The following is an 18,187-nucleotide window of genomic DNA, read 5'->3' as shown; positions in this document are numbered from 1 at the left end:
GGTGGAATTGGGGCGAATGTGTTAACGGCCGCGTGCGCACCGTTGCCGCACATTCAGGCCGTCATCGCGGGGCTAGCCGCGCCGCGGACGGCGGACCGCTCTCACATTGCCGCGATCTCCGCCACCGCAGTAGAAACGGTCACCGCCGTCAGACTCCAGGCCCGAGACCATCGTGCCCGCCGGCAGGTCGAGCTGCTCCAGCACCTTGCCGCTCTCCGGGTCGATCCGCCTGATGTCACTGTCATCGCCCTCCCAGGTGCCGTGCCAGAGCTCGCCGTCGACCCACGTCACCCCGGTCACGAAGCGCTTGCTCTCGATGGTGCGGAGCACCGCCCCGGTCTCCGGATCGATCTGATGGATCTTGCGCTCCCGATATTGACCGACCCACAGCGAACCCTCCGCCCAGGCAAGTCCGGAATCGCCACCACCGCCGGGCGCCGGGATGGTGTTCACCACCTTGCCGGTCGCGGCGTCGATCTTCTGGATGCGGTCCTCGGCGATCTGGAACAGGTGCCGGCCGTCGAACGCCGTCCCGGCGTGCGCGGCGACATCGATCGAGCGTGTGAGCTTGCCGCTGGCCGGATCGACCGCGTTCAGCTTGTCGCCGGATGCGAACCAGACATGCGTGCCGTCATAGGTCACGCCGTGCACGGCCTCGACACCCGGAAAGGGCCCGTACTCCCTGACGATCTCGGCGGCTGAACGTTTCATGTGCTTGATCCCTGTGAACTGATCCACCTTACGTCTTCAGCAGCGGTCCCGGGAGTAACAAGCCTGTCGGGAAGCCCGGGACGGGCGGGGTCATCCAGCGGCGCGCCCGTCCGTGTCCGAACGACTGCACCTTGTTCGATCGCGCGAGCTCCTCGAGCGCGCGCTGCACCGTGCGCGCGCTGGTTCCCAGCGCCAGCGCGAGCGCCGAGCTCGACCACGGCTCGCCATCGGAGAGGAAGGCGAGGACGGCTGCGTGCTTCTCCTCGACCGGCCGGGCCAGCACCAGGACGTCGCGCGTCTTGCGCGGCGCCAGCACGAAACCCGGCTTCGTCGCGCTGATTTCGGCCAGCGGCTTGAGCTGGGTGCGCAGCCGCCCGATCTCGACGCGCAATCGCGCGCGATGCGATTCATCGGCGTGCTTCGCCCGGAACGCACCTGATATCAGCGTCTCTCGCGAGACATCCGCGGGCCAGGCCTGCGCCAGAAGACGGGCGAGCGCGAACAGCACCGGCCGCGTTCCGAGCGACACGGCAACGCCTTGCCTGCGCACCACATGATGGAAGGTGTCGACGACGAGCGCCGTCGAGGTCGCCAGTCTTTCGACCTCTCCGAGCAGTAACGGGTGTTCGCTGCCGCGCGCGATCAGGCGCGCGGCCGGCGTGTCGAGGATGCGGTTCGCGCTGTCGACCTCGGCCGACAGTGCCGGGATCCCTGCCAGCCGCGCTGCTTCTGCCGCGCGGCTGAGTGCCGTGCGCGCGGTTTCCGTCCTGAGCCGTCGGATCGCGATGCCCGCGACCACCAGCTCGCGCGCCACCTGGGACGCAGGCGGGAGCGATGCGCTGCCGACCTCGGCCAGCGTGCGCTCGGCCTCGTCGATGCGCCCGAGGAGGAGGAGACGGCGCGCCTCGATGTGGCCGGCATGGGCGGCATTGGCGAGATCGCCATGCTTTTCGAGCGTCGCCCGCGCGGCCGCGAGTGTCTTCGCCGGCCAGCTCAGGTCGCGCGAGACGAGCGCGATCTCGGCTTCCGCCACGACGCATCTTGCGCGTGCGACCGCCTCTCTCGGACCGAAGGCACGCGCGGCGCTCCGCAGCAGCGTCTTCGCCTTGGCGAGATCGCCGAGCTGCGCCATCGCGATGCCGCGCAGCGCCAGCGACGGGGCATCGTTGCGCAAGGCGACACGGTTCAGCGCGCCGAGCGGATCGCCGGCTTCGAGCGCGCGCGCCGCGGCCGTGATCAGCGACTCCATTTCAATCCCGCCACACTTGTTACTCCCACCACGCAACCGCTTGGTGCCAGAAATCGTTGACGGCCGACAATGTGCGGTGAGGGGCGAGCGGTTCCACGTCTGTCATAGCGCGACGCGGAATGAGCACCCAGGAGAGAGGTTTTGAGAGCCATGATGACGTCAGCAGAAAAAGCAGGAAGTAACGGACAGGCCGCCATGCAAACACCGCCGGTGGTGTCGCCGCAGGACTGGGAGGCAGCCCGTCAGCAACTGCTCGTGAAGGAAAAGGCGCATACCCGCGCCCGCGACGCGCTGGCCGCCGAGCGCCGGCGCATGCCGTGGATGGTCGTGGACAAAACCTATGCGTTCGAGGGGCCCGGCGGCAAGGTCACTCTGCCCGACCTGTTCCAGGGCCGGCGGCAGCTGATCGTCTACCGGGCCTTCTTCGAGCCCGGCGTGTTTGGCTGGCCGGATCATGCCTGCCGCGGCTGCTCGATGGTCGCCGACCAGGTCGCCCATGTCTCGCACCTGAACGCCCGCGACACCACGCTGGTGTTCGCCTCGCGCGCGCCGCAGGCCGATATCGCCAGGCTGAAGAAGCGGATGGGCTGGACCATGCCGTGGGTCACCATCACCGACAGCTTCGATGCCGATTTCGGCGTGGACGAGTGGCACGGCACCAACGTGTTCTACCGCGACGGGACGCGCATCTTCCGCACCTATTTCGTCAAGAGCCGCGGCGACGAGCAGATGGGCGGTACCTGGAACTATCTCGACATCACGCCGCTCGGCCGGCAGGAGGTGTGGGAGGATTCACCCAAGGGCTATCCGCAGACGCCGACCTACAAATGGTGGAACTGGCACGACAGCTATGTCGAGGGCGCTGCGCCCGACAAGAAATGGGTCGAGGTCACGGACGCCGGCGAGAAGGCGTTTCGCGAGGAGGCCGCGGAAGGTCGTGACTAGTCCCGTCAGCGCAACTGCGCCCGCCAGCTGCGATGGCGTGACTGCCGCGCGCCGCCTCGCCAGATGGCTGGCCTTGGCGGCGACGCCGACCTTCGCGGTCATGGCCATGCTGACCGCCGCGCTCGGCGGCGGCCCGGCGGACATGCTGTGCGGCGCTGGGCAGGGCTCTCTGCTCGGCGGCATGGTGCCGATGTATCTCTTGATGAGCGCGTTTCATGCGGCGGCGTGGCTGAGGCTGATCGCGGAGTGGCGAGGGGCGGGCGGCGGGTGAGAGGCGGGTGAGAGGCTATCCCGTGCACGCCTTGGCCTTCGAGACGCCGCTGACGCGGCTCCTCAGGATGAGGATCAACTGGCATCCGTGCTTCAGCAAAGTGTCGCCGCACACTTAGCCCTCATCCTGAAGGCCCGCCGCAGGCGGGCGTCTCGAAGGATGATGTGATCCGCGCTTCGCCAATTCATGCAGCTCGGCAAAATCGCCGCGCATGAAGGCTTCCTTCTTGGCGCGGCTCCATTTCTTGAGTTTGCGTTCGCATTCGATCGCGTCCGTGACCCTGTCGAACCATTGCGAGAATACGAGCGTCACTGGCCTGCGTGACTTTGTATAGCCCGCGAACGCGCCGGTGTTGTGCTGCGCGATCCTGATTTCGAGTTCGGTTCGTGTTGTACCGATGTAGTAGCTGCCATCGGTGCATCTGAGAATGTAGAGCCACACGCCTTCAGTCATCGTGCACGCCTCGTCCTTCGAGACGACCGCTTCGCGGTCTCCTCAGGATGAGGCTAACTGGCATCTGCGGCTTGGTGCAAGAGATGAGTCGTGGTTGTTCGAGCTAACGGACGCCTCGGGAATTATTTGAAGCCAAACACTCAGTCCTCATCCCGAGGGCCCGCCGAAGGTGGGCGTCGCGAAGGATGCGCTGCGATTTCCGATGCGGGCCTCAACACGTGGCACCGGCGCCGCTATTGCGCGCCCGCCGCCTGCAGATACGCAAGCACCTTGGCCGCTTCTTCCGCGGAGACGCCGCCATAGGGCTGCATCTTGTTGCCGGAGACAACTTCATCTGGCTTGACCATGAAGCGGGTGAGCTTGTCCTGGTCCCAGACGAAGCCGGCTTCCTTCATCGACGGAGAGTAGTTGTAGTCGGGCAGCGAGCCTGCCTTCCGTCCCACAATCTTGCTGAGATTGGGGCCCAGACGATTGTCGCCCTCCTTCACCGAGTGGCAGGTGCGGCAGGAATTGTTGAACGCCTGCTGAGCTACCTCGTCGTTCGCCGGCTGCTGGGCGAGCGAAGACGGCGCGGACAGGAGCAGCGTCAATGCGCCGGCGATCGGGTGCAGCCATCGGCTCGGCGAGGTTTGCAGGCGGGATTGCATCTGCGCCTCCATCGGGGATCGCGCCGCAACAGGCGCGCATCGGGATTGCGAGGGCCAACGAAAACGGCCCCGGTGGGTTCCGGGGCCGTTTGCGTCACAATGTCCTGTCGCTTTAGCGGGTCGCGGCGCCGAGCTCCGCGCGGCGCTCGGTCATCGGCAGCACGATCACCTTGGTGCCGACGTTGACTCGGGAGTAGAGGTCGGTGACGTCATCGTTGGTCAGGCGGATGCAGCCTGAGGAGACGTGCTTGCCGATCGTGTCCGGCGCGTTGGTGCCGTGGATGCGGTAGATGGTGCCGCCGAGATACATGGCGCGGGCGCCGAGCGGGTTGCCGGGGCCGCCGGCCATGTGGCGCGGCAGATAGGGCTGGCGGGCGATCATCTCCGGCGGCGGGGTCCAATCCGGCCACTCGGCCTTCTTGGTCACCGACTGGACGCCGGACCAGGTGAAGCCGTCGCGGCCGACGCCGATGCCGTAGCGAACGGCCTGGCCGTTGCCCAGCACGTAATAGAGATAGGTGTTGGGCGTATCGATGATGATGGTGCCCGGCGCTTCGCGCGTCGCGTAGGAGACGGTCTGGCGGCGGAAGCGGGCCGGCATCTCGACCGCGTCCTGATCCTCGGAGGGCGCGCTCTGATAGGTCGGCGCCTGGTAGGGCTGATAGGGCTGCATCGGCTGCGGCGCGGCCATCGGGGGCAGCGGCTGGAAGAAGGGGAAGAGCTGCACCGGCGCGGCCTTGGCCGGGCCTGCGAATGCGATTGCGGAGATCGCCACTGCACTGAAAGCAACGGCGCGCGAGTACGTCTTGAACGTGTCCAGATTGAACATGTGATCGCCCCTGTTTGCGCGGGTGTTCGTGGTCACCCCGGCACCGTTGCGGTGCTCTGTTGCCTGGATCACTAACGGAAAGAAGTTTCGGGACGTTTGCGCGGAAAACCGAAAACGGTTTCATCGCGGCAAGGATTGTTTCATGACAGTTTCGTGGCCGCGTGGGTCCGTTAACGAACAAAACACCGGGCCGACACTTCTGTGACGTCACACGCCTGAAATATCCGTGGTTGATGGTCCAAAGCCGAGAATCATCAAACTCTCGGGATTTCCCCATGCGGGTATTAATCGCGACTGACGCCTGGCATCCGCAGGTTAACGGGGTGGTCCGGACGCTCACCTCGCTGGCGGGCGCCGCCAAGGCGCTCGACGTCGAGATCGACTTCCTCACGCCGGAAGGCTTTCCGTCGTGGCCGCTGCCGACCTATCCGGGCCTGCGTATTGCGCTGCCGAGCGCTAAGGAGATCGCGCGGCGGATCGAGAAGGCCGCACCGGAAGCGCTGCACATCGCGACCGAAGGGCCGATCGGCTGGGCCGCGCGGGCCTATTGCCGCCGCAACCGGCTCGCCTTCACCACCTCCTACACCACGCGCTTTCCGGAATATGTCTCGGTGCGGACCGGCATCCCTGCGAGCGTCGGCTATGCCGTGCTGCGCCACTTCCACGATGCCGCCGCCATGACCATGGTGGCGACGCCGTCGCTGCGGCAGGAGCTCTCCGAGCGCGGCTTCAAGCGGCTCGGCTTCTGGACGCGCGGCGTCAACACCGAGCTGTTCCACCCGGACGCTCCGGCCAAGCTCGATCTGCCGCGCCCGATCTTCATGACCATGGGCCGTGTTGCGGTGGAGAAAAATCTCGAAGCGTTCCTCGCGCTGGACCTGCCCGGCACCAAGGTCGTCGTCGGCGACGGCCCGCAGAAGGCGGCGCTCGAAAAGAAATATCCGGACGCGGTCTTCCTCGGTGAGAAGAAGGGCGCGGATCTGACCGCGCATCTTGCCGCGGCCGACGTCTTCGTGTTTCCGAGCCTCACCGACACCTTTGGCGTGGTGCAGCTCGAGGCGCTCGCCTGCGGCACGCCGGTTGCGGCGTTCCCGGTGACGGGCCCGAAGGACGTCATCGCCGATCATCCGATCGGTGCGATCGACCACGATCTGCGCACCGCGTGCCTCCGCGCACTCACCATGTCGCGCAAGACCTGCCGCAATTTTGCGCTGGAGCGCTCCTGGGAGAACAGCGCGCGCCAGTTCGTCGGAAATCTCACCTCACTTCAGCCCAGCCGCGCCTTGCGCGCCTCGCCGGTGATGGCGCGGCGGCCGGTGCGCGGTTGATCCACCCTTTGAACCCCAGCGAGAACCTCACCGATGGCTAAGATCATGAACCTTGACGGCACCCAGCAGCTCGACCTCACCCGCGGCACGGTCGAGCAGGCCTACGATCGCTGGGCGCCCGTCTACGATCTCGTGTTCGGCGGCGTGTTCGCCAAGGGCCGGCAGGCCGCGATCGCAGCCACCAACAAGATCGGCGGCCGCGTGCTCGAGGTCGGCGTCGGCACCGGCATCTCGCTGCCGCTCTACGCCCCGAACCTGCGCATCTTCGGCACCGACATTTCGGAAGCGATGCTCGACAAGGCGCGCCAGCGCGTCGCCGAAGGCAAGCTGAAGAACGTCGAAGGGCTTGCGGTGATGGATGCCGAGAAGCTCGAATTTCCCGACAATTCCTTCGACGTCGTAATGGCGCAATATGTCGTCACCGCCGTGCCGAACCCGGAGAAGGCGCTGGACGAATTCGCCCGCGTGCTGCGTCCGGGCGGCGAGCTGATCATCCTGACCCGCGTCAGCGCCGATGCCGGCATGCGCCGTTTCATCGAGCAGAAGCTGCAGCCGGTGGTGCGTCCGCTCGGCTTCCGCACCGCCGAGTTCGCCTGGTCGCGCTATGCCAAGTGGCTGGCCGGCGCCCCCGGCATCGAGCTCGCCGAGCGCCGCCTGATTCCGCCGCTCGGCCATTTCTCGCTGGTGCGCTTCCGCAAGGTCGACGTCGCCAAGGCCGCGTGACTGCTGCTCCTCATGGTGAGGAGGCGCGTAGCGCCGTCTCCCGGACGATGCTTCCCATCGCTCGGAGAACCATGAAGGCCCGTGCTGCTGCACCTCGGCCTTCATCCTTCGAGACGCGCGTTCCGCGCTCCTCAGGATGAGGGGAGAGAGTAACACGTGCGTCATCGCGCCGCTGCACATCGTCACATGACAAAATGATGATGTCACACGGCGTACATCGAATCCCTGTAATCCCGTACCCGAAAGCATTTTGGGGGAGAGCATGATCAAGAATTATCTCGAGCAGCTGCGGATTCAGCGCTGGGACGACCATCGCTACTATCACCACAGCCGCATCAATCAGAGCCTGCACTTCATCAGCGCGCTGAGCTTCCTCTTCGCCTATGTCTGGCTGTTCGTCGATCCCGTGATCTCGGCGCTGGTCGGCTGGCTGGTCTCGATGACCTCGCGCCAGGCCGGTCACTTCTTCTTCGAGCCGCACACTTACGACCACATCAACCAGGCGACGCACGAGTACAAGGAAGAGATCAAGGTCGGCTACAACCTTCAGCGCAAGGTGGTGCTGATGGCGATCTGGGCGGCCTCGCCGCTGGTGTTGCTTGCCGATCCGACGCTGTTCGGCCTGTTCACGCCCTGGGCGAGCGCGACCGACTTCATGCGGCAGGTCGCCAAGATCTGGCTCGTGGTCGGCGGCGGCGGTCTTCTGTTCCGTACCGTGCACCTGTTCTTCATCCGCGACGTCGAGACCGGCCTTGTCTGGATGACCAAAATCCTGACCGACCCCTTCCACGATCTGATGCTCTATCGCAGCGCGCCGCTCGCCCTGATGCGCGGCGAGCTGATGGACCCCGGCCTGCACCTCAACCCCGAGCACACGCTGGGCCTGATCTCCGAGCCCGCGCTCGAAGAGCAGCACGCCTGAGCGCGCTGCGTACACACAACGCTCCGATGTCTGATGGTTGCGTCATGCCCGGGCTCGTCCCGGGCATCCACGTCTTGGGGGCCTTTTCGCCTCTCCCCGCGCGCGGGGAGAGGCCGACGCGCGTAGCGCGGCGGGTGAGGGGGGCTCTCCGCGGGGGCGTGGCTAGCCGATCGCTCGCCAACTCTCACCGCGCTCGCGGTGAGTCCCCCTCACCCCAACCCTCTCCCCGCAAGCGGGGAGAGGGGGAGGATAGGGCGGTGTTCGGGGCGCAGCGAAAAGCCTCAGCGCCCAAAACGCTTGGCCAGCATCTCTTTCAAAATCTGCCGCTTGATGTTCTTGTTGGTGAGCGCGCCGTCGTGCCACCAGAAGCCGTCGGCCTTCATCTTCCCGGCCGCACGGATGAAGCGTTCGGCGACCTCGGTGAAGTCGGCGTCGGTGTAGTTCAGGCTGAAGATCAGCCGGCCGGTGCCGACCCAGCTCAGCGCCAGGCCTTCGGCGCGCAAATAGTATTGCAGCATCCAGTTGTAGCGGGACGGCGTGGTGTATTTCACCGTCCAGATCGACGAGAAGTTGGCGAACCGCACCGGCAGGCCGGCGCCCTCCATCATCTGGTTGAGCTTTTCCGCGCGGCCGTTCCAGGTCGCGTCCAGGCCGTCGTAGATGGCGCGGAAGTTCGGGCTGGCGAGCCGGCTCAAAAACTCGTCCATCGCCGTCATGACGTAGGGATGCGAGTTGAAGGTGCCGCGCGCGAAGCAGATGTCGGCGGGACGATCGTCGCGGAAGCGGCGCATCAGCTCGCGTTTGCCGCAGACGACGCCGACCGGCAGGCCGCCGGCGAGGCTCTTGCCGTAGGTCACCATGTCGGCGCGCACGCCAAAGTATTCCTGGGCGCCGCCCGCGGCGAGGCGGAAGCCGACGAAGACCTCGTCGAAGATCAGCACGATGCCGCGCTCGGTGCAGACTTCGCGCAACTTCTTCAGCCATTCCGTGTAGGCCGCGCGATCGAAATTGCCGCCGCGGGAGCTGTCGACCAGCGAGGAATCGCCGGGCGCGTTGGCGTTCGGATGCAGGCCCTGGAGCGGATTGACCAGCACGCAGGCGATGTCCTTGCGCGTGCGCAGGACATGCAGCGTCTTCTCCGACATCTCGGCGAGGGTATAGGTCTCGTGCGCGGGAAGCGGATTGCCGACGCCGGGCTGCACATCGCCCCACCAGCCGTGATAAGCGCCGGCGAAGCGGACGAGATGCGTGCGCCTGGTGTGGTAGCGCGCCAGCCGCACCGCCTGCATCACGGCTTCGGTGCCGGACATATGGAAGGAGACCTCGTCGAGGCCGGAGATCTGGCACAGCCGCGCCACGTTCTCGAGGATGACGGGGTGGTAGGGGCCGAGCACGGGACCCAGCGCGTGCGCCCGCTTCTCGGAGCCCTCGATGCACTCCTTGTAGAAGTCGTTGCCGAAGATGTTGACGCCGTAGGACCCCGTGAGGTCGTAGGAGGTATTGCCGTCGACATCGGTGACGGTGACGCCGCGCGAAGACTCCATGAAGGTCGAGGTGCCCAGGTGCTCGCGGACGAGGCGCGAGAACTGGAACGGCACGCGGTAGCTTTCGGTGAAGTTCAGGTCGGAGATCTTTTCCGCGGCTTCCTTCGTCATCGCGCGCCCCTTCGGATAGCGCTCGGCGTAGAGGCTTGCGAGGCGGAAGAAGCCGTCCTTGCGCTGGGCCGCGATGTTCGCCGGTGCGCCGTCGCAGGAGAAATAGTCGTTCTCTCCGAACTCGTAGAACGGGAGCAGCCGCGCCACCCGGCGCGACATCTTGGAGTGCCCGGCGAGCGAGCGGTGCTTGGCGCGGGAGAGTTCGATCCGCGCCTTGAGCTTCGGGAAGGCGGCGGCAGCGGACGCTGCGGCGGCCACGGACATCGAGAGAATCGGGAGTGTCGTTTCCATGACAACAAGCGCTAATACTGCGAGCTGACAGATTCATGACAGTCAAAGCCCTCATCGCCTCTTTCACCCAGCAGGAAGACCTCAACTTCCTGTTGACCAACCGCATCCCCCGCGCCGCGTTGACCCGCTTCATGGGCTGGTTCTCCAAGATCGAGAATCCGTTGGTGCGGGATTTCTCGATCGCGCTGTGGAAGCTGTTCTCCGATCTCGACCTGTCCGAGGCGCGGAAAACGCATTTCAAGAGCCTGCACGACTGCTTCACCCGGGAGCTGAAGCCGGGCCTGCGTCCGTTTGATCCCGACCCATCCATTGTCGCCAGCCCCTCCGACGGCATCGTCGGCGCGCATGGCCGGATCGCGGATACCGAGCTGTTCCAGGTCAAGGGCGCGCCCTATTCGCTGCTCGATCTGCTGGGCGATTCCGCGCTGGTCGACCAGCACCGCAACGGATCATTCGTCACGCTGCGGCTGACCTCGAGCATGTATCACCGCTTCCATGCGCCCTATGACGCCCGTATCGAGCGCGTCACGCTGATCCATGGCGATGTCTGGAACGTCAACCCGATCGCGCTGAAGCGGGTCGAGCGCCTGTTCTGCAAGAACGAGCGCGCGGTGATCCGCACGCATCTGTCCACCGGCGAGGCGGTGACGCTGGTGCCGGTCGCAGCGATTCTCGTCGCGAGCATCCGCCTGCACTTCCTCGACATGGTGCTGAACGCGCAGACAAGGGGCCCGGTCAACTTCCCCTGCGACGTCAACGTGAGCAAGGGCGAGGAGCTCGGCTGGTTCGAGCACGGCTCGACCATCATCATCCTCGCGCCCGGCGATTTTGCGTTTTGCGACGGCATCGCTGAGGGCACTCGCATTCGCGCCGGTCAAGCGCTGCTCAGGAGAAAGTAGCCTTCAATCCGCCGTCCCCGCCGCCTATATGGTCGGCGGGGACGAATAGATCGATACGGATTGGGCGATGGCGCGGGCGCCGGTGATGGCGGCGGGGGGTATTGTGCTACGGCGTGGTGCGCCGCCGCTGGTCGCGGTCGTGCGCCAGCGCAAGCGCAACGAATGGGTTTTGCCGAAGGGCAAGCTCGACGACGGCGAGACGCCGAAACAGGCCGCGCACCGCGAGGTGCTGGAAGAGACCGGTCACGAGGTCGCCATCCACGAATTCCTGGGCACGCTCGTCTATCAGTCGGGCGGCCGCTCCAAGGTCGTGCATTTCTGGCGTATGGAGGCCGAGGGCGGTCCGGTCCGCAAGCTGATGAACGACATCAAGGCGGTCGACTGGCTGACGCTGGACGATGCGATCGCGCGCCTGTCGCGCGAATACGAGCGCGCCTTCCTGATCCAGATCGGCCCGATCGCGATCGCCGCCGCCGGCCTTGCATCTTCGGCCGCACCCGAGCCGCGGCCGGCGAGCGACGACGTCGACGCAGCCTTGCAGACGCTGACGCCCGCCGAGGCTGCGTCGGTCGAAGAGCTGCGCCACGGCCTGTTGCAAAAGGTGAAGGCCTGGCTGCGCGGCGAGGCGTGAGTCGTCGTTTCTTACCTCTCCCCGCCCTTCAGCGGGGAGAGGTCGGATCGCGCAAGCGATCCGGGTGAGGGGCAGGGTACACCGTTGCAAAAATGGAAGTCCATCCGACACGCACGACAATTATCGAGCTGGGTGCTCCGCCGACAATTGAAATCGAGCTCGCGGAAGCAGCCCCTCACCTCAACCCTCTCAGCGCGAGCGAAGCTCGTCGCGCCCCCGTAAGAACGGGGCGAGGGAGCGCACCGGCGATGTGGCGCACTCGATGCCTACCGCCGCTCTTTCTTCTCCTTCGGAGCGGGCGCCGGCTTGCGCGGCGCTGCGGGGCGTTGTGCGGCGGGCGGGCGCTGCTGGAATCCGCCCTGGCGCTGGATGCCGCCGGGCTGCTGGACTGCGGGCGGCTGGCCCGGCTGCAATCCGGTGCGCGGCGCTTGCGGCTGCGGTGTCGTACCCGGCTGCGGCGGCACGGCTCCTCCCGGCTGTGCGGGAGTCTGGCCGGCGCGCGGCGGCTGGGTTTGCGGCGTGCCGCCGGGTTGGACGCTGGGTCCGGTGCGAGGTGCGCCGGCGGGCCGGCCCGCACCTTGCCGCTGACCCTGCTGCTGCTGGCCCGCGCGCGGCGTACCCGGCTGCACCGCGCCGCCTTGTCCTTGTTGTCCCTGGCCCTGCCGCTGCGGCGGCTGAGCGCCTTGCCGGTTTGGCGTGCCCGGCTGCTGCTGACCCGGACGGTTGTTCTGGCCAGGCTGACCGTTCGGCCGCTGCGGCTGTTGGCCCGGCACCGTCGTCGGCCGCAATTGCTGCTGCTGCGGCGGCTGCGCCGGTCGCGGAATGCGGCTGATCGCGGTCGGATTGGCGCGGCGGAAGTCGCGCTGCTCGGTGACGATCTGGCGGCCCGTGGTCTGCGCCAGATGCACCTGGCTGACGAAGCTGCGGTCGCGCGCGATCTGCTGCGGGGCAATGGTGATCGGCACGGCCGCAAAGCGCATGCCGCTTGTGCCGCCGGCGCCCGGCCGGATCGCAAAGCCGCTTGCAGCTTGCGTCAGCGCGCCGAGGCGAGTGCCGCTGGTGCGGTCGTTGACCTCGATGTGCCCGACCCGGCCGTCGGCGTCGGGATAAAGCTTGATGTTGACGTTGCTGGCGCTGCTCGCGGCCGCGCCCTCGGGCACGTCGACGACGCCGGTGGTGCCGCGGATGCCGAGCGTCGCGGTCGGCGTCGCGATCTTCATGTCGCCGGTTTTCGCCACCGCCGCCGCAACGAAGGCAACCGTGCCCTTGCCGATGTCGAAGATCGCCGAATTCTGCTTGCCGCCGTCCTCATAGACGTAATTGTCGATGGTGATCCTGGCGCTGGCGGAGAGGTTGAACGTGGTCGCATCGTTGAAGGTGATGCCGAGCGAGGAGTTCGACGAGGTCTGCACGACGTCGTTGAGATAGATGTCGTCGCGCACGCGCAGCGGATAGGAATTCTTGTCGCGGATCACGGTCGCGATCCCCGTGACGGTCGCAACGTTGCCGATCGGCTCGACGGCGGCGGATTGCGCGTCCGCGGCCGGTGTCGGCGAAGCTGCGGGCGTCGGGGAGGGGGCGGGCGCCGGTTGTGCCTGCGGCTGCGCCTGTGCGAGCTCGATTGCATCGGATGCACAAGCCACGCTCGCGCCGGCCAGCGGCAAGGCCAGCAGCGGAAGCGCGAACACGAAGCGGCGCCAGGCCACCATTGAAATCACGAGGGAGTCCCGGTGAGAAACGCGAGGCGAGATCGGCCGATTTCAGCCTGATTGAGCTGAATGGCGGATGAACATCTGTCGCATGGACGGGGCGAACGTTCAAACGCCACGTCCCCGTGTTAGGGACGTGGCGCTCTATTCTTGCTCATCATTCCGGGGCGCGACAAAGTCGCGAACCCGGAATCTCGAAATTGTGGTGCGAGATCCCCAGGTGCGCAATTGCGCACCATAGTTCGATGCTTCGCATCGCCCCGGGATGACGCGCTCCGCGCGTCAGCTCACGCGCTTCCAGGTCTGGCCGCCGCAGAACATGCCGCCGAAGGCACAGCCCTGCACGCGCATCGCGTTCGGGCCCTTCATCGCGATCGTCGAGTCGTAGTTGCGGCCTGAGTCGGGGTCGTGGATGCGGCCGCTCCACTTCGCGCCTTCGGGCTTCATGTTGATCAGGATGCGCTCGTTGGTCTTCTCGGCGTAGCCGCACAGACTAGCGCCGCACTGCTCGACGCGGACATTGCCCTTGTTCTCTTCGGTCGCCCAGACGCCGATCGGCGTGTTGGCGGCCGGCGCCGGCGCGGCGGCCACCGGAGCCGGAGCGGGCGCGGGAGCAACGGCGACCGGCGCGGGCGCAGCAACGGGAGCCGCGGCGGGTGCGGGCTGCACCGTGTTGTCGAAGCCGACGGACGGAGCGGCGGCAACCGTCGTGGCGGGAGCTGCGGGGGCGGCAACCGCAGGCGCGGCCGGCGCGGTCGCCTGGACCGGCGCCTGCTGCACGGGCTGCGGCTGCACCGGAGCCGGCGTGGTGTCGACGTCATCGTCCTTGGAGCCAAGGCCCTTGAGGTTGATGTTGTTCAGCTTGATCGGTTTGTCCGACAGGCCCGGCGCGACGATGGTCACGCAGTTGAGCGAGGCGCAGTTGCGCGGCGTCTCGATGCGGATGTGCTGACCCTCGATCTGGAACGAGATCGAATTGCCGGCATGCGCGGCCGCGGTCGACGCGAGGAGGAGTGCGGTGGCGGCGACGGTGAGCTTGTTCATGACAACCTCCGGAAAATGCGTGGTCCCGATCTGGACTGAAGTCGCTGGTGGATGAAGCGTGGTTCGACCCTACGCCCGTCCCGTCCCGTCCTCCGTGATGGACATCACAAGGACCCGTGGCGCCTGGGTAAGCCAGCGCACACTCAGCCGCATTTCATCCCGCGTAACCTCGTCGCGACAGAGAGAGGGAGGCGCCGATGACGCGGCTTGCGATTTCGCTTGGCATATTGATCGCGCTGCTGGCGGTTGCGCCTTCAGCCCGGGCCGGTTCCTACTCCTTCTCGATCGGCGGCCACCGGTTCCATGTCGAGGCGCCCAGGAATTGCCGGTCCGCGTCCTGCGTCTCGATTTCCTCCAATCGCAGCTTTCGGCCGGCGGAGGACGTCGCCACGACGCCTGCTGCGCCTGTCCCACCGCCGGTCGTCCAGGCGCCGCTGCCGGTCTATCCGGCAACCCCGGCCCGGCCGCCACAGGCGATTGCGGTCGCGCCGCTACCTGCGCCGCCGCCCGTGCTCGCCGCGACGACGTCGCAGCCCGTTGTGCTGCCGCCGGCGCCAAGATCCGAGGCACCAAGGATCGAGGCCCTCAGCTCCAATCCGCCACGGGTCGAGCTGTCGCGCGTCGATCCGCCAAAGCCGATCGCGCTCGATCCGCCGCGCATGGAGCCGCCGGTCGTCGCGCCGAAGCTCGAGATCAAGCCGACTACCACGATCGCACAGCGCAGTGACGACGAGTCGCCCGGCATGCCACTCGGGCAGTGGGAAAGCGACGGCGCCAAGGGCACGGTCCGCATCGAACGCTGCGGCTCTGCGCTATGCGGCTATGCGTTGACCGAGGCGTCGAGCAGGGGCGAGAGCGTGCTCGTCAACATGAAGCAGAAATCACACGACGTCTGGACCGGCAGCATCTACAGCCGCTCCACCGGCAACACCTATTATGCGAGGATGACGCTGAAGAGTCCCGGCAAGCTCTACGTCGAGGCCTGCGCACTCGGCCGCTTCTGGTGCTCCGGCAACGACTGGACGCGCATTGAGGAGCCGCAGGAGCAGTTGGCCACGACATCGCGGCAGTGGGGTGCGCGGTCGTAGCAATGCACTCGGCTTACGCTCGCCCTCCCGGGGAAGGTAAGCGGTCTCCGGTGTGGTTGATCGATGGCCGCTAGATCATGCCGAGCACGATGGCGCCGACGAAGGCCATGGCGAGGTACGCGGTGATCACGCTCAGTCTCCCGGCGAACGTCATGCCGTTGCTCCCAAGAATACTGGCTCCCAAGAATCCTGGCTCCCAAGAATCCTGCGCTGGAGGATGCTCCGCTGGAGCAGGCTCCCGCCGCTCGCGCGCCCAACCAACATGGTTAACAGAAAGTCACGTTGTGAAAAAGTCAGCCTTGCTGTCGCTCATCCCCAGGAGCCGGCGCACGGCCGGGGGCCGGCATGGTTAAGGAAGGCTGAAATCAACACGTTGAAGAGTCTTTAAGTAAATTCACCGAACGTGCGTGCATGACGCGCGGAGTTCGTTTGTATCTCGTCGGCTCCATCGTCCTTGTTTCGCTAGCGGGTTGCGGACGCGGCTTCTTCCAGGCCGAACGTGAACCGTGGCGGGCCGAGGCGGAAGCCGCATGCCTGAAATCCGGCGCGGTGAAAGAGAGTGCGGACATCGTCCGCATCGACCCGATCTCCGGGCCCGGCAGCTGTGGCGCGGAGTTTCCGCTCAAGGTCGCCGCCATCGGCGAAGCCTCGAGCAGCTACGGGTTTGCCGACGAGGAGCTGCGCCCGCCGGGCAATGTCGGCAGCCAGCCGCGCTGGCCGGTGACGCAGCCGCGATCGAATGTTCCGCAGAACCAGGCATATCCGGCATCCTCCTATCCGCAGCGGTCGAACTATCCCGAGAGCGCGGTGCGCCAGCCGTCCGGCTATGGCGCCTCGGCCGGGCCGATGTCGCTGAACGCGCCCGGCGTGGCGCCGCAGGAAGACGAGATCGACCTGCCGCCCGAGGGCACCGATGCCGCGGGCGCGGCGCGCTACATGAATGCGCCGAGCTATCCGGCGCGGCAGCCCGGTCCCGCACCTTATTCGCAGGCGCCTGCGCAGCAGCCGCTGCCGCGGCTCGGTCCCGCGCAGGGCAATCCCGTCACCGCCGTCGGCCCCGTCGCGGTGAAGCCGACCGCGACGCTGGCCTGTCCGATCGTGTCCGAGCTCGACCGCTGGCTCGCCGACACCGTGCAGCCGTCGGCGATGCGCTGGTTCGGCGCCCGCGTCGTCGAGCTCAAGCAGATCTCGGCCTATTCCTGCCGCGGCATGAACGGCAATCCGCACGCCCACATTTCCGAGCATGCCTTCGGCAACGCGCTCGACATCGCCGCCTTCGTGCTCGCCGACGGCCGCCGCGTCACGGTGAAGGACGGTTGGCGCGGCATGCCGGAAGAGCAGGGCTTTCTGCGCGACGTGCAGTCAGGGGCGTGCGCGCATTTCACCACGGTGCTCGCGCCGGGCTCGAACGTCTATCACTACGATCACATCCACGTCGATCTGATGCGCCGGGCCAGCCGCCGGCTGATCTGCCAGCCGGCCGCCGTCTCCGGCGAAGAGGTCGCCGGGCGCGCGCAACAGCGCAACCCTTACGCCGGCAGGCGCGATCCCTATGTCACCGGCTCGCTCGGAGCGCGCAGGGCAACGACGCGCAAGCAGGAGGAAGACGAGTACGCCGACGATTAGGCGTGTTCGCCAGTAGCTCTACGCAGTCAGAAAGTCATTTCGAGGCCGGCTTCGACGGTGCGGGGACCACCCCCATGCACAGCTGCACCTCGCCGGGGACGTTGTAGGTGCGCATCATTTGGCGGCTGTCGCGCAAGCCGGACGCCTCACGTTGCACCACGAACATCCAGAGCGCCTGGCCGGCTTCCATCACCAGCTTGCGCCTCGCCGCCTGCATCGAGGCCGGCGTCCCCGAGGCTGCGTGGGCGGCGTCGAACTCGCGCAAGCGCGCAAGGCTCTGCTCGAGTGTGCGGCCCATCCGTCCAAGCGCTGAGGCCTGTTCCTGGACGATCTCATAATGGAGGATATCGACAGGCGGGCGAAGATCACGGGACATGGCCGCAAATATAATGCCGCGAGACCGGCATGCGCAACGCGTGGCGTGCTTGCCGTTACTTCGCCCGGTACGCCGCCAGGAACATCCGCGTCGCGCTTTCGACCACCTCGGTCATGCGCTCTTCCGACGGTGCGGGCGCGGCCTGGAAGACGAAGGGCAGGAAGAGCGAGGCCTTGCACAGTTCCATGAACTGCGAGGCGGCAAGGTCGCAATCGTCGATCGTGAGATCGCCGGCGGCGGCGTGGGCTTTGAGATAATCGGAGAGGCGGTTGATGGTCTTGTCCAGCACCCGCGCGTAGTAGCGGCGGCCGACATCGGGCATGCGCTCGGCGATCGCCATCACGGTGCGGATCGCCGATCCGCCGCCCGGCCGGCAGAGCAGATGGATGTAGGCCCGGCCGAACTCGTTCAGCGTGGTCTCGGCATCGCGGGCGGGATCGAAATTGAATACGACCTGGCCGTGCTGTAGCGCCTCCTGCTCGAGGATGGCTTCGAACAGCGCGCATTTGTCGGCGAAGTAGACATAGAGCGTGCCCTTGGAGACCTGCGCCGCGCGCGCGATCTCGCCCATGCTGGCGCCGTCGAAGCCGAGATCCATGAACACCTTGCGGGCCCCGTCCAGGATCTGGCGGCGCTTGGAGCTGTCCTCCTCCTGGATGAGGTGCAGATGTTCGCTGGCAGCTACAACCATTGGTTCAGGGTCTCGGAAGGTTTCTGGACGAGGTGCCGAACTATGAAACGCAAATAAAGGATTCGGGCCAGTAGGGTCCGACGCTGGATATTATGTATA

19 protein-coding genes are annotated in these 18,187 nt (G+C 66.5%); 9 read left to right on the top strand and 10 right to left on the bottom strand.

Annotation, left to right across the window (positions count from 1 at the left end):
• Positions 1-72: 72 nt before the first annotated feature.
• Together BJA_RS33645 and BJA_RS33640 are read right to left on the bottom strand one after the other, a co-directional pair.
• A complete protein-coding gene (locus BJA_RS33645; RefSeq protein ID WP_038966417.1) occupies positions 73-711 on the bottom strand; it encodes a Vgb family protein in 639 nt (212 codons plus the stop codon).
• A 28-nt stretch (positions 712-739) separates the two neighbouring features.
• Complete coding sequence (locus BJA_RS33640) at positions 740-1,960, bottom strand: hypothetical protein (protein WP_011089381.1); 1,221 nt, start codon at positions 1,958-1,960, stop codon at positions 740-742.
• A 150-nt stretch (positions 1,961-2,110) separates the two neighbouring features.
• Between BJA_RS33640 and BJA_RS33635 the strand changes: the two genes are divergently transcribed.
• Both BJA_RS33635 and BJA_RS33630 read left to right on the top strand, forming a co-directional pair.
• Positions 2,111-2,905, top strand: coding sequence for a DUF899 domain-containing protein (locus BJA_RS33635; protein WP_011089380.1), 795 nt, complete (start codon positions 2,111-2,113; stop codon positions 2,903-2,905).
• Entirely contained in the window at positions 2,898-3,176 is a 279-nt protein-coding gene (locus BJA_RS33630; protein ID WP_011089379.1) for a hypothetical protein, read from the top strand. Before BJA_RS33635 ends, BJA_RS33630 begins: the two co-directional genes overlap by 8 nt.
• A gap of 114 nt (positions 3,177-3,290) precedes the next feature.
• Here the strand turns inward: BJA_RS33630 and BJA_RS33625 are convergent, their stop codons facing one another.
• From BJA_RS33625 to BJA_RS33615, 3 genes are all read right to left on the bottom strand, one after another.
• On the bottom strand, positions 3,291-3,629 hold the full coding sequence (locus BJA_RS33625) for a GIY-YIG nuclease family protein (protein ID WP_011089378.1): 339 nt from the start codon (positions 3,627-3,629) through the stop codon (positions 3,291-3,293).
• Positions 3,630-3,862: 233 nt separating this feature from the next.
• Complete coding sequence (locus tag BJA_RS33620) at positions 3,863-4,276, bottom strand: c-type cytochrome (RefSeq protein WP_038966418.1); 414 nt, start codon at positions 4,274-4,276, stop codon at positions 3,863-3,865.
• Between the two features lie 112 nt (positions 4,277-4,388).
• Positions 4,389-5,105 carry a L,D-transpeptidase gene (locus BJA_RS33615; protein ID WP_038966419.1) on the bottom strand — a complete coding sequence of 239 codons (717 nt, stop codon included), beginning with the start codon at positions 5,103-5,105 and terminating at the stop codon, positions 4,389-4,391.
• 275 nt (positions 5,106-5,380) lie between these two features.
• Here BJA_RS33615 and BJA_RS33610 point away from each other — a divergent pair, with 275 nt between their 5' ends.
• From BJA_RS33610 to BJA_RS33600, 3 genes are all read left to right on the top strand, one after another.
• The gene (locus tag BJA_RS33610; protein ID WP_038966415.1) at positions 5,381-6,433 is read left to right on the top strand and encodes a glycosyltransferase family 4 protein; all 1,053 of its coding nucleotides are present in this window, start codon (positions 5,381-5,383) and stop codon (positions 6,431-6,433) included.
• Between the two features lie 33 nt (positions 6,434-6,466).
• The gene (locus tag BJA_RS33605; RefSeq protein WP_011089374.1) at positions 6,467-7,156 is read left to right on the top strand and encodes a class I SAM-dependent methyltransferase; all 690 of its coding nucleotides are present in this window, start codon (positions 6,467-6,469) and stop codon (positions 7,154-7,156) included.
• Between the two features lie 262 nt (positions 7,157-7,418).
• A complete protein-coding gene (locus BJA_RS33600) occupies positions 7,419-8,078 on the top strand; it encodes a hypothetical protein (protein WP_011089373.1) in 660 nt (219 codons plus the stop codon).
• 281 nt (positions 8,079-8,359) lie between these two features.
• Here BJA_RS33600 and BJA_RS33595 read toward each other — a convergent pair whose 3' ends face one another.
• The gene (locus tag BJA_RS33595) at positions 8,360-10,024 is read right to left on the bottom strand and encodes an aminotransferase class III-fold pyridoxal phosphate-dependent enzyme (RefSeq protein ID WP_011089372.1); all 1,665 of its coding nucleotides are present in this window, start codon (positions 10,022-10,024) and stop codon (positions 8,360-8,362) included.
• Between the two features lie 35 nt (positions 10,025-10,059).
• On the opposite strand from BJA_RS33595, the gene asd reads away from it, so the two are divergent.
• Together asd and BJA_RS33585 are read left to right on the top strand one after the other, a co-directional pair.
• Positions 10,060-10,923: an archaetidylserine decarboxylase gene (gene asd, locus BJA_RS33590; protein ID WP_011089371.1), complete on the top strand. Its 864-nt coding sequence runs from the start codon at positions 10,060-10,062 to the stop codon at positions 10,921-10,923.
• Positions 10,924-10,990: 67 nt separating this feature from the next.
• Positions 10,991-11,554 (top strand): NUDIX hydrolase, encoded by a 564-nt coding sequence (locus BJA_RS33585; RefSeq protein WP_011089370.1) that lies wholly within the window; start codon positions 10,991-10,993, stop codon positions 11,552-11,554.
• Between the two features lie 266 nt (positions 11,555-11,820).
• On the opposite strand, the gene BJA_RS33580 is transcribed toward BJA_RS33585, so the two are convergent.
• Both BJA_RS33580 and BJA_RS33575 read right to left on the bottom strand, forming a co-directional pair.
• The gene (locus tag BJA_RS33580) at positions 11,821-13,263 is read right to left on the bottom strand and encodes a FecR domain-containing protein (RefSeq protein WP_038966416.1); all 1,443 of its coding nucleotides are present in this window, start codon (positions 13,261-13,263) and stop codon (positions 11,821-11,823) included.
• A 282-nt stretch (positions 13,264-13,545) separates the two neighbouring features.
• Positions 13,546-14,307 carry a DUF2147 domain-containing protein gene (locus BJA_RS33575; RefSeq protein WP_011089368.1) on the bottom strand — a complete coding sequence of 254 codons (762 nt, stop codon included), beginning with the start codon at positions 14,305-14,307 and terminating at the stop codon, positions 13,546-13,548.
• A 197-nt stretch (positions 14,308-14,504) separates the two neighbouring features.
• Here BJA_RS33575 and BJA_RS33570 point away from each other — a divergent pair, with 197 nt between their 5' ends.
• Together BJA_RS33570 and BJA_RS33565 are read left to right on the top strand one after the other, a co-directional pair.
• Entirely contained in the window at positions 14,505-15,395 is an 891-nt protein-coding gene (locus BJA_RS33570) for a DUF2147 domain-containing protein (protein WP_011089367.1), read from the top strand.
• Positions 15,396-15,806: 411 nt separating this feature from the next.
• The gene (locus tag BJA_RS33565; protein WP_011089365.1) at positions 15,807-17,021 is read left to right on the top strand and encodes an extensin-like domain-containing protein; all 1,215 of its coding nucleotides are present in this window, start codon (positions 15,807-15,809) and stop codon (positions 17,019-17,021) included.
• 34 nt (positions 17,022-17,055) lie between these two features.
• On the opposite strand, the gene BJA_RS33560 is transcribed toward BJA_RS33565, so the two are convergent.
• Together BJA_RS33560 and BJA_RS33555 are read right to left on the bottom strand one after the other, a co-directional pair.
• Positions 17,056-17,397, bottom strand: a complete 342-nt coding sequence (locus tag BJA_RS33560; protein WP_011089364.1) for a DUF6665 family protein — start codon at positions 17,395-17,397, stop codon at positions 17,056-17,058.
• Between the two features lie 55 nt (positions 17,398-17,452).
• Positions 17,453-18,088 (bottom strand): TetR/AcrR family transcriptional regulator, encoded by a 636-nt coding sequence (locus BJA_RS33555; protein ID WP_011089363.1) that lies wholly within the window; start codon positions 18,086-18,088, stop codon positions 17,453-17,455.
• Positions 18,089-18,187 lie beyond the last annotated feature (99 nt).

Origin of the sequence: Bradyrhizobium diazoefficiens USDA 110 (assembly GCF_000011365.1) — a bacterium.
GTDB classification, from domain to species: Bacteria; Pseudomonadota; Alphaproteobacteria; order Rhizobiales; family Xanthobacteraceae; genus Bradyrhizobium; species Bradyrhizobium diazoefficiens.
The sequence above is the reverse complement of the archived record's forward strand: the minus strand, read 5'-3'. Positions and strand labels throughout refer to the sequence as shown.